Source organism: Pseudoalteromonas sp. T1lg122, assembly GCF_002964825.1.
In the GTDB taxonomy this organism is placed as follows: domain Bacteria; phylum Pseudomonadota; class Gammaproteobacteria; order Enterobacterales; family Alteromonadaceae; genus Pseudoalteromonas; species Pseudoalteromonas gelatinilytica.
The window spans coordinates 474,990-486,986 of record NZ_PQCG01000034.1; the positions used below are offsets into that span (position 1 = coordinate 474,990).

The 11,997-nt window shown below is 42.1% G+C and carries 8 protein-coding genes; 1 reads left to right on the forward strand and 7 read right to left on the reverse strand.

What is annotated here, in order from left to right:
* Positions 1 to 339: 339 nt before the first annotated feature.
* Together ptsP and rppH are read right to left on the reverse strand one after the other, a co-directional pair.
* Complete coding sequence (gene ptsP, locus C2M33_RS20405) at positions 340 to 2,616, reverse strand: phosphoenolpyruvate--protein phosphotransferase (RefSeq protein WP_105175269.1); 2,277 nt, start codon at positions 2,614 to 2,616, stop codon at positions 340 to 342.
* Between the two features lie 33 nt (positions 2,617 to 2,649).
* A complete protein-coding gene (gene rppH / locus C2M33_RS20410; RefSeq protein ID WP_063706472.1) occupies positions 2,650 to 3,168 on the reverse strand; it encodes an RNA pyrophosphohydrolase in 519 nt (172 codons plus the stop codon).
* 540 nt (positions 3,169 to 3,708) lie between these two features.
* Between rppH and mutH the strand changes: the two genes are divergently transcribed.
* Complete coding sequence (gene mutH / locus C2M33_RS20415) at positions 3,709 to 4,380, forward strand: DNA mismatch repair endonuclease MutH (RefSeq protein ID WP_063707194.1); 672 nt, start codon at positions 3,709 to 3,711, stop codon at positions 4,378 to 4,380.
* A 48-nt stretch (positions 4,381 to 4,428) separates the two neighbouring features.
* On the opposite strand, the gene eno is transcribed toward mutH, so the two are convergent.
* From eno to rlmD, 5 genes are all read right to left on the reverse strand, one after another.
* A complete protein-coding gene (gene eno, locus C2M33_RS20420; RefSeq protein WP_105175270.1) occupies positions 4,429 to 5,727 on the reverse strand; it encodes a phosphopyruvate hydratase in 1,299 nt (432 codons plus the stop codon).
* Positions 5,728 to 5,840: 113 nt separating this feature from the next.
* Complete coding sequence (locus C2M33_RS20425; protein WP_063706470.1) at positions 5,841 to 7,475, reverse strand: CTP synthase; 1,635 nt, start codon at positions 7,473 to 7,475, stop codon at positions 5,841 to 5,843.
* A gap of 157 nt (positions 7,476 to 7,632) precedes the next feature.
* Complete coding sequence (gene mazG, locus C2M33_RS20430) at positions 7,633 to 8,433, reverse strand: nucleoside triphosphate pyrophosphohydrolase (protein WP_105175271.1); 801 nt, start codon at positions 8,431 to 8,433, stop codon at positions 7,633 to 7,635.
* The gene (relA, locus tag C2M33_RS20435; protein ID WP_063706466.1) at positions 8,433 to 10,592 is read right to left on the reverse strand and encodes a GTP diphosphokinase; all 2,160 of its coding nucleotides are present in this window, start codon (positions 10,590 to 10,592) and stop codon (positions 8,433 to 8,435) included. Before relA ends, mazG begins: the two co-directional genes overlap by 1 nt.
* Before the next feature lie 7 nt (positions 10,593 to 10,599).
* Positions 10,600 to 11,925, reverse strand: coding sequence for a 23S rRNA (uracil(1939)-C(5))-methyltransferase RlmD (gene rlmD / locus C2M33_RS20440; protein WP_063706464.1), 1,326 nt, complete (start codon positions 11,923 to 11,925; stop codon positions 10,600 to 10,602).
* Positions 11,926 to 11,997 lie beyond the last annotated feature (72 nt).

Consider the following 11,997-nt stretch of genomic DNA (forward strand, 5'->3'; position numbering starts at 1 on the left):
AGCACACTCATATATTCAGTTTGTTATATACATATACTAAACTAATATATATACCCAAACCACCTCAAGATGCGAGTTTCAGTTGGAATTAAAAGCGATTTAAGCAAGGCATTGATTGCAAGTAATAGTGGTTCTATTGTTAAAATCAATAACGCAGTATAAATCGCTTTTAAACCAACCCTTTGGGCGTTTCACAGGCACTTACTCTCATCGTTGTTACTTCTTAAAAGGGACTGCCATTGTTGCAAAGTAACGCCTTGATATTAAGCACCTGTTGAAACGCTGAATTCTACATCTTGAGGTGGCTTGGGTATAGGTGCTTCACAGCACAATTTCCCCTCATGATTGACCTTGGCTTGGGGTGTAAAATAGCTCACCGAGTTGATGTTCAATCATAAAGTTACGCGTTAACCTAAGTACATGTTTTGCGGTTGGTTGTAATAAGCATTCTGCAAGTAACTTTTCCATATCACTGACATTTAGTCGCCTAAGCACAAACTTAATTTTACTAATCGAAGCATAGTTCATACTCAAGCTTCGATACCCCATAGCAATAAGCAATAGTGCTCCTTCTGGGTCGCCGCCTAACTCGCCACACAAGCTAAATGGCAGCTCATATTGCTGACACTCTTGTGCTATTTTTAACAACACTCTAAGAACACTTGGGTGATAAGGATTAAATAGCTCAGCAACACGGGCATTTGAACGGTCAACAGCCAGCATATACTGAGTTAAATCGTTGCTACCCACAGAGCAAAAATCGACTTTTTGCGACCACTCTTCAAGCATAAATACACTTGAAGGGACTTCTAACATCACCCCGATTTCTGGGCGTTCTATTGCCTGTTCGGGGTATTGCTCACTTAACTCAAAATAGGCTTGTTCGAGTAGTTTTAACGATTCATCTACTTCTTCTGAGCCACTGATCATTGGCAACATGATTTTTAAATTACCTAGACCAATATTGGCTTTAAGCATTGCTTTGAGTTGATCTAAAAATAGCTCAGGATGGTCCAAGGTCACACGAATACCACGCCAACCTAAAAATGGGTTTTCTTCCGTTATATTGAAGTAATCTAAAACCTTATCGCCACCTATATCAAGTGTACGCATCACCACAGGATTAGGGTGATAACTCGTTAGCACTTCGCGATACCACTTTTCTTGTTCTGACTGTGAAGGAAACTGGCCTTTTTGCATAAACCAAGCTTCGGTGCGATACAAACCAACCCCATCGCAAAATGGCTTATTATCATGCTCAGTATTTAATTCAAGGCCCGCATTAAGTAACAAACTAATGTGTTCACCATCTTTGGTAACTGCATCGAGGTTTTGCTCTGCCACAAAACGGTCGTTCAATAATGCTTCTTGAAATTTAAGCTGAGTGTATTCCTCTTGCAGCATTTGCGAAGGCGAGATATATAAACGTCCTGAATAGGCGTCTAAGATCATCGGCTTACCTTCAAACTGCAATAGCGGCACATCTTCAATACCCCAAATTGCTGGGATCCCCATAGCACGCGTTAATATAGAAGCATGGCTATTTGCCGCGCCATTAACACTCACGACCCCAGCAAGGTGCCCTTTTGGCACTTCAGCGAGCATGGCAGGGGTTAATGTACCGGCAATTAAAATAGTGTCTTTAGGGTAAGGCTTTGCCGCATGCTCGGTATTCACTAAATGGTGTAATACACGCAAACCAATGTCTTTAACATCAACGGCACGCTCTTTAATATAAGGGTCTTGCATCGCATTGAATTGAGTAACTAATTTCTCAATAACAATTTTCAAAGCACTTTTAGCGTTCCAGCCTTGCTGTAATTGTGCTTCAACATTTTGACCAAGGCTTTTTGCATCGAGCAACTGCTGATAAACATCAAAAACCGCGAGTGCTTCTTGAGGAATAGAGTCACTCAGCGTCATTGATAAGGTATTAAACTCGTTACGCGTTGCAGCGACTGCTTGTGTGAATAGTTTTCGCTGTGTGCCTACATCGTCATCTTTTTGTAATTCAATCGAATTGAAGTCGAGTTTAGGGATCACCACAAAGGCCTCGCCTATGGCAATACCTGGCGCACTTGATACCCCTTTAAGTACCGAGGTTTGGTGGGAAAACTCATCAACGCGTAATATTTCTTTTATTTCGGCATGAGCTAACTGAGAAGCCAGCTGTGCTGAAAGCGTAATTAAGAATGACTCTTCGTCAGGGCTAAACACACGGGCTAGTTTTTGTTGAACAACAATAACCCCTAAAACCTTTTTCTGGTGCACAACTGGCACTGACAAAAATGCGTTGTAGCCTTCTTCATTAACTTCAGGTGAGAGTTTAAAACGTGGGTGTGACTTTGCAAAAGCAATATTAATGGGCTCTTCACGTTGAGCAACAAGACCAACGAGGCCTTCGGTAAAGCCTATACGAAACTTACCCACTGCATCTGGGTTTAGGCCTTGGGTGGCCATCAATACAAAGTTGTCTTGGCTGTAATCTGCAAAATAAATCGAGCAGCACTGTGTTTGCATGGCATCTTTTACCATTTGCACAAAACACCCTAGCGCACTGTTTAAGTCCGCCTGTTGCGACACTGCCTCAGCAATTGACCTGAGCGTGGCTAACATGATGCTGCTCCTTTAATTTAGATAAGGCAGGCCTTATCGTTTTTGTCGCCAATGATCTTTTTGTTGCTCTCGTTTATTAAACGGCATTGCAAACGGAGCAAACTCTTTCATTACTCGACGATATACATCGCGCTTAAACGAAACAACTTGCCTAACCGGATACCAATAACTCACCCATCGCCAATCATCAAACTCGGGGTGATGAGTTTTAAGTAAATTTACATCTTCATCTTTACAACGAAGTTTCAGTAAAAACCATTTTTGCTTTTGCCCAATACACACAGGACTTGAGTCTCTGCGAATTAAACGTTTGGGTAATTTATAGCGTAACCAATGTTTAGAACTTGCGACGATCTCAACGTCTTCAGGAAGCAAGCCCACTTCTTCGTGTAATTCTCTGTACATGGTTTGCTCTGCTGTTTCACCGTCATCAACACCACCTTGGGGAAATTGCCAAGAGTGCTGACCATAGCGACGAGCCCAAAATACTTGTCCCTGATTATTGCAAATTACAATTCCGACATTGGCACGAAAACCTTCGGCATCAATCACCTTAGTGCCTCATTTGTAAGTCGATTTTTATTGATTGTTCCACATAACCTGCGATACAGCAAACACTTTACACCGAAGCCTAAATTAGATTGAAAATAAAATTTTCAACAAATGCTTTTAATCAAGGTGTTACGAAGTCATTTTTATAAAAATGCGGCGTTTGAATAAAATAACTATTTACAACCGTATTTTTATCAGCTTACCCACAGCTTGTGCATAACTTTTATAAATCATGCCTAAATTGCAAACAAATCCACAATCAACCGTTGAAATATCCACTTTCTCCACAGAAACTGTGGATAAACATGTTTATATATCTGTATTTATACAAACAACTGATTAATTAATGAAATGGAAACACCATACAAAAACATTAAATTAATTTAATATCAAATAGTTAGAGCTTAACAATCAAAAGTAACACTGGTTATTTTTAGCTCACACTTAACATGCGCAAAAAACACCCAAACACAAAGATATCCACTAAGGCGCGTATTTGCTATCATGAACCGGATAATTAGACAATCAAATAAACGCCTTATGCGACCAATAAAACCAGCCTCAGTAAACGAATTAATGCAACGTGTTGATGCTATTGCCGGCCTCACCTTAGGGCAATTAGCTGAGCAATATCAATTTAAAACTCCTGACGATTTACTACGTGAAAAGGGCTGGACTGGGCAACTTATTGAATATGTTCTTGGCGCAACAGCCGGTTCAAAGCCAACACCTGATTTTGAAGAATTAGGCATTGAGTTAAAAACACTACCGATTTCATTTAAAGGCAAACCACTCGAAACAACCTTTGTTTCAGTCACGCCGCTTTTAAATGTAACAGGAATGACTTGGCAGCAAAGTACGGTTCGTAAAAAATTAAATCATGTTTTATGGTTACCGATTTTAGGCGAACGCGAAATACTGCCTTTTCACCGTACCATAGGCAGCGGCTTTTTATGGCAGCCAAGCGCAGAGCAAGATGCCCTTTTACAGCGTGATTGGGAAGAACAAATGGAGCTCATCGCCCTTGGTCGCGTAGATGAAATTTCGGGTCATTTAGGTGATGTAATGCAAATAAGGCCAAAAGCTGCCAATAGCAAAGCGCTAACTGATGCAATTGGCCCGAATGGCCAGATAGTACAAACCTTACCTCGCGGCTTTTATCTAAAAACAAGCTTCACCGGCGAGATCCTAAAACAACAATTTCAGCTATAAAAAAACCTCCCGAAGGAGGTTTTTTAGAGTCTTGATAGCTAAGCCAGATTACTGACCTTTAACCTCTTTAAGACCGTTGTAAGGTGCTTTTTCACCTAATACTTCTTCAATGCGAAGTAATTGGTTGTACTTAGCAATACGGTCAGAACGGCTTAATGAACCCGTTTTGATTTGACCAGCTGCAGTACCTACTGCTAAATCAGCAATTGTCGCATCTTCAGTTTCACCTGAACGGTGTGAGATAACAGCTGTGAAGCCAGCGTCTTTAGCCATTTTGATAGCAGCAAGCGTTTCAGTTAATGAACCGATTTGGTTGAACTTGATTAGGATTGAGTTAGCAATACCGTTATCAATACCACGCTTTAAGATCTTCGTGTTAGTTACGAACAAATCGTCACCTACTAATTGTACTTTGTCGCCAATTAGTTGTGTTTGGTGTGCGAAACCATCCCAATCAGACTCATCTAAGCCGTCTTCAATTGAAACAATTGGGTATTGCTCAGTAAGGCCTTTAAGGAAGTGGTTGAATTCTTCAGAAGTGAATTTTTTACCTTCGCCTTTAAGGTCGTAGATATTCGCTTCTTTGTCGTAGAACTCAGATGCAGCACAGTCTAGAGCTAGAGTGATATCTTTACCAAGCTCATAACCTGCATTTGCAACAGCTACCTTGATTGCAGCAAGTGCCGCTTCGTTTGATTCAAGGTTAGGAGCAAAACCACCTTCATCACCTACTGATGTAGAGTGACCTTCAGCTTTAAGTACTTTTGCTAAGCTGTGGAAAACTTCAGCGCCCATACGTAACGCTTCACGGAAGTTTTTAGCGCCAACAGGCTGAATCATGAATTCTTGAATATCAACAGAGTTATCAGCGTGCTCACCACCATTGATGATGTTCATCATAGGTAATGGCATAGAGTAAACACCTGGTGTGCCGTTTAGGTCTGCGATGTGCTCATAAAGCTCAACGCCTTTTGAGTTTGCAGCCGCTTTAGCTGTTGCTAAAGACACAGCTAAGATAGCGTTAGCACCTAGTTTTTCTTTGTTTTCAGTACCATCTAAGTCAAGCATTACTTGGTCAACCGCTTTTTGATCAACTGCGTTTTGACCTTTAAGCGCTTCAGCGATTTCGTTGTTGATATAGCCTACTGCTTTTAAAACACCTTTACCTAGGTAACGTGCTTTATCACCATCACGTAATTCAAGCGCTTCGCGAGTACCTGTTGATGCACCAGATGGTGCTGCAGCACGGCCCCATGAACCATCAGCTAAATGTACATCAGCTTCAACAGTTGGGTTACCACGCGAGTCCATGATTTCGCGACCAATCACTTTTACGATTTCTGACATCTTGATTCCTCTTTTCCCGAAAATGGTGAGTTTGTGCCAATTTTATTAATTATCCTTAATGCCATTGGCTTATTAAAACAAATAAGCCGTGCATAAAGCACGGCCTATTTAAATTACGATGACGCTTTTTGGTGAGTGTGTGCAGCTGCAACAAACCCTTCAAACAGCGGGTGACCATCACGTGGTGTTGACGTGAATTCCGGGTGGAATTGCGCGGCAATAAACCAAGGGTGATCTTTATTCTCAATAATTTCGACTAGTTTCTTATCTTCAGATAAACCAGTGAAACTTAAACCTGCTTTTTCAAGCTGCTCTACGTAGTGATTATTCACTTCGTAACGGTGACGGTGACGCTCAACAATCTCGTCGCTACCGTACACTTCGCTTACTTTAGAACCCGGTGTTAAATGACACTTCTGAGCACCTAAACGCATAGTACCACCTAGGTCAGATTGCTCATCACGCACTTCAACGTTACCATCAGCATCTTGCCATTCTGTGATCAAACCAACAACTGGGTGTGCTGATTTAGCGTTAAACTCAGTTGAGTTTGCACCTTCAAGGCCTGCAACGTTTCGCGCATATTCAATAAGCGCTACTTGCATACCTAAACAAATGCCTAAGTAAGGAACTTTATTTTCACGTGCATATTTAGCCGCTAAGATCTTACCTTCAACACCACGGCCGCCGAAGCCACCTGGTACTAAGATAGCATCAAGGTGAGACAGTAACTCTGTACCTTTGCTTTCTAAGTCTTGTGAATCAACGTATTCAATGTTCACTGTTAAACGGTTTTTCAGACCCGCATGCTTTAATGCTTCGTTTACTGATTTATATGCATCTGGTAGTTCGATGTACTTACCAACCATACCAATTGTCACTTCACCTGTAGGGTTAGACTCTTGATATAACACTTGCTCCCACTCAGATAAATCTGCTTCAGGACACTCAAGGTAGAAACGACGACATACGAAGTTATCTAATTCTTGTGACTTAAGTAACGCAGGGATCTTATAGATGCTTTCTACGTCTGGTAATGAAATAACAGCTTTCTCTTCAACGTTAGTGAAAAGTGCGATTTTCGCGCGCTCGTTATTCGGTAATTTACGATCAGAACGACAGATTAAGATATCTGGTTGGATACCAATTGAACGTAATTCTTTTACAGAGTGTTGAGTTGGCTTAGTTTTAACTTCACCTGCAGGGCCTAAGAATGGCACAAGCGTTAGGTGGATAAACAAAGCGCGCTCACGGCCAATTTCAGTGCCTAGCTGACGAATTGCTTCTAAGAAAGGTTGTGACTCGATGTCACCAACTGTACCGCCAATTTCAACGATTGCTACATCGCGACCTTCAGCACCGTCGTATACACGTTGCTTAATGTCGTTTGTGATGTGTGGAATAACCTGAATTGTTGCACCAAGGTACTCACCACGACGCTCACGTCGTAATACATCTTCATAAACACGACCTTGTGTGAAGTTGTTGCGGCTAGTCATCTTGGTACGGATGAAACGCTCATAGTGACCTAAGTCAAGGTCAGTCTCTGCACCGTCTTCAGTTACAAATACTTCACCGTGCTGAATTGGGCTCATAGTGCCTGGGTCAACGTTAATGTAAGGATCCAGCTTTAAAATAGTCACGTTAAGACCACGTGCTTCTAAAATAGCGGCTAATGACGCTGCTGCAATACCCTTACCCAACGAAGAAACAACCCCGCCAGTTACGAAGATAAATTTTGTACTCATGCGAACCCTAGAATATCAGGAATTAAAAGGAATAATATAGAATCAAGACGGGGCGATATTATAGCAAAGGGGCTGCTATCAATCCAGATAAAATTAGCAAATAAGTGCACAAAAAACGAGCTCGGTTACACTGTACCCAAGCTGTATCATTACTGACTTAGTTTGCCTGCTTTTTAATGGCTTCCCATGCGTTGTCCATTTCTTCGAGGCTAGCCGTTTCTAAACTTTGGCCACGTTCATCTAGGTAAGCAGCCACTTTTTCGAAGCGTGACGCGAACTTAGCATTGGCACTTCGTAATAATTGCTCTGGATCGCGCTTAATATGACGGGCTACATTTACCGTTGCAAACAGTAAATCGCCAAGCTCTTCTGCACTGTGCTCTGAGTATGGATCATGAGCCAGCGCTTCTTTTACTTCGTCGACTTCTTCAGCAACTTTATCAAGTGCACCATGATAACTTGGCCAATCAAAACCAAGGCTTGCTACGCGCTGTTGAATCTTCTTCGCTTTTGAAAGACCTGGCATTGCATCGGGAATGTCTTGCCACAGGCTCATTTGTGGCGAGGCTGATTTTTCTGCTCGCTCTTGTGCTTTTATAGCTTGCCACTGCGCTGAAAGCTCTGCATCCGACAGTTCACTTTGCTCTGCAAAGACGTGGGGATGACGACGGACTAGTTTTTCATTAAGCGTATTGGCCACATCGGCAAAATCAAATAAGCCCTGCTCTTTAGCAAGTTGAGCATAAAAAATAACTTGAAACAGTAAATCACCAAGCTCACTTTTAAGCTCTGTAAGTTCACCTTTTTCAACGCAGTCTGCTACTTCGTAAGCCTCTTCAAGGGTGTGCGGCACAATGGATTTAAAATCTTGCTTTAAATCCCACGGGCACCCAGAGTCTGGGTCCCGCAGTTTGGCCATAATTGCAAGCGATTGCTCAATAGCGTGTTTATCTGCCATTACGAATGACCACGCTTTGCTTCATGAACACCTTCTATTTGGTGAAGCTTCGACAATAAGCGGTTGGTACTTGATAAGTCATGCACTTCTACCTGCATTGAAAACAGAGCAAGCTGTTTATCTTCAACCGTGTTAACGTTCATGTTCAGCACATTCACTTTTTCATTGGCAAGTACTGAGCTGATATCTCGAATAAGCCCTGAACGATCCGTTGCTTCTACTTTTATCGTTAATGAGTAAGAGCCATTGATATCATCTGACCAACTTACCGATATCACCCTCTCAGGATGATTATTCTTAAGCTTTTCAAACGAATCGCAATCTTCACGGTGAACGGCAATACCACGCCCTTGGGTGATATAGCCAATGATTTCATCGCCAGGCACCGGTCGGCAGCACTTCGCAACATGGCTCATTAAGCTACCTACCCCATCAACAACAATGCCGTTCTTATCACCAGAGACACTTTTTGGCTTTTTAAACTTAATTTGCGGTTCGTCATCATCACGATCACTAATAAAGTTTAATAACTGATTTAAGCGAACATCACCTGCGCCTACTGCCACCATCAAATCTTCAAGGCCGCGTAAATTAAAGCGCTCGATTGCAGGCGCCAGATCTTTGGTTGTTAAATCTAACTTTTGGAGCTCAGTTTCAAGAATTTCTTTACCAGCACTTAAGTTTTTATCCCGATCAAGCTGCTTAAACCAATGATGGATTTTAGAGCGTGCTCGTGATGATTTAATATAACCAAGCGATGGGTTTAACCAATCACGGCTTGGGTTAGGCTGCTTTTGAGTTAGAATTTCAACCTGATCACCAGTACTTAATTGGTAAGTGAAAGGCACAATTTTGCCAAACACTTTTGCGCCAATACAGCGGTGCCCTACATTTGAGTGAATGTAATAAGCAAAATCAAGCGGTGTCGCGCCCAGTGGCAAATCATAAATATCGCCTTTTGGCGTGAACACATAAACACGGTCTTCAACAACTTGGTTTTTGAGCTCTTCAGCTAAGTCACTACCATCAACAACCTCTTCTTGCCATTGCAGTAACTTACGTAACCAACTAATTTTTTGCTCATAGCCTGAACCACGCCCTGGTAGTGCACCTTCTTTATACATCCAGTGCGCAGCAACGCCCAGCTCTGCATCTTGATGCATGTCGCTCGTACGAATTTGGATTTCGACAGTTTTACCTTCAGGGCCAAATACCACGGTATGAATCGACTGATAACCGTTTTGCTTTGGTGTTGCTATGTAATCATCAAATTCTTTATTTAAATGACGCCAATTGGTATGCACAATACCTAACGCCGCATAACAATCTTGTAGGCGCTCTACCACAATGCGCATAGCGCGAATATCGAAAAGCTGATCGAACTCGTAGTTCTTCTGCGCCATTTTTTTGTAAATGCTGTAGATATGCTTTGGTCGCCCATATACCTCACCTTCAATACCTGCTTCAGCCAAGCGTGCTTTGACTAAAGCAACCATGTTTTCCATGTAAGCTTCACGAGCAAGGCGCTTATCATCCAGCTGTTTGGCGATGTTTTTATAAGTCTCTGGGTGCAGATAACGGAACGAAAGATCTTCAAGCTCCCATTTAAGCTGACCAATGCCTAATCGGTTAGCAAGGGGTGCAAAAATATCGCGAGTTTCTTTAGCGGCAATAACGCGCTCTTCTTCACTGGCGTCTTTCACATCACGTAAGTGGCAGACCTGTTCTGCCAGTTTGATCACCACGGCGCGCACATCTTCAACCATGGCTAGTAACATACGGCGGATATTATCGATTTGCACTGTACCTTTGCCTTGATGGGCTAAGGTACTAATGGTGGCCATTTGGCTTACGCCTGTTAGTAATAATGCAACGTGATTGCCCAACTTGTCGGTGACTGTCTCAATCGAGATTTTTTCAGCTAAAAAATAAGGCGTTAAAAATGCTGTCGCAAGCGAGTCTGCATCTAAATTAAGCTCAGCTAAAATCTCCACCATTTCAATGGCTGTGTTTTCACGTTTTGCATCATCGCAATGCAGGCACAATTGGTGAGCCTGCTCTAATAAGGTATGTTTGTCTTCTGTTAGCGCTAACAGCTCGATACGGCTGGCAAAATCACTCGGCTTTGTTAGCTGATGTGACTGTCTAGTGGCTACCATGTGCGCTTTACCTCCTGTGAAATAACGCCATCGTTTCAATATGCCCGGTATGTGGGAACATATTCATAAGCCCAATTTTTTCAATGCTAAAGCCTGCTTGTAGAATAATTGCACTGTCACGGGCTAAAGTAACAGGATCACAAGAGACGTATAAAATCGTTTTAAACTGAGTAAGTGGTAGCTGCTCTAAAATGGCCATTGCGCCAGTACGTGATGGATCAAGCACTAACACATCAAGTTTGGCACTAAACCAAGCAGCTGATTGCATTGATTGTGTTAGATCAAAGCAATAAAAATCGGTATTCGACAATGAGTTAGTTTGCGCATTTTGTTTTGCTAATGCAACCGCAGAATCGACCCCTTCAACACCAATAACATAATTAGCATACTTTGCAATCAATAATGAAAAGTTACCAATACCACAGAATAAATCCAGTACCTGCTCATGACCTTGTAAATCTAACCATTGTTTTGCTTGATGCAACATGGCTTGATTCACTTGCGGGTTAACCTGAATAAAGTTTTCAAGGCCAAATTCAAAGCGTAAATCATAACCTGGTATCTGGTAGTACGGCATAGGGTGGTCACTGTGATCAATTTCACCGCTTTGTGATTGCCAAACAACACGCCAGCTATATTCATTACAGGCCGCGACGACAATGGCTTTTAACTCTTGATTAATAGCTTTCGTGTGCCTAATGACCACAAAGGCTGCATTATCAGCTTCGCATAATTGTAAGTGGCTAATACTACTCAGGCCTGAATGGCTGTTGATAAGAACATCAAAGACCGTAAAAACATCTCTAAAAGTGCCAGTAAGTACATCACAGTTCTCAATGCTAACCAGTTGCTTAGAGCCTTGAGCTCGATACCCCACTCGCATTTTTTTGGCGGCTTTGTCGTGCATTACAGCAATACGCGCAGAGCGACGATAATGATGCTCATCACTGAGCAAAGGTGCTTGCCAATTTAAGTCATCGGCTTTAGCAAATTTACTAAATAGCTGACTCACCGCTGCTTGCTTCTCAACGAGTTGCTGCTTTGCATCAAGGTGTTGTAACTGACAGCCACCACACACTTGATAATGCTGGCAAAAAGGAGTAACCCTATGCGCTGAGGCTGATAGCACTTTTTTACAATCTGCACTGGCAAAGCGCGCTTTATCTTCAATCAACAAGGCTTTTACTTCTTCACCCGGTAAAGCACCATTAACAAAACAGACTTTATTTCCTTGCTTAGCAACGCCTCGTCCTTGGTGGTCCATAGCTGTGACATTGAGGGTTAGCATTTTTTGCGAAACGGATTTTTTTTTGGCTTTGAAAATCTGTGCCATCGGGCAACACCTTAATTATTGATAAAGCGGGAGTAAGTATATACTCTTAAACAACGATAATAATGATAACAA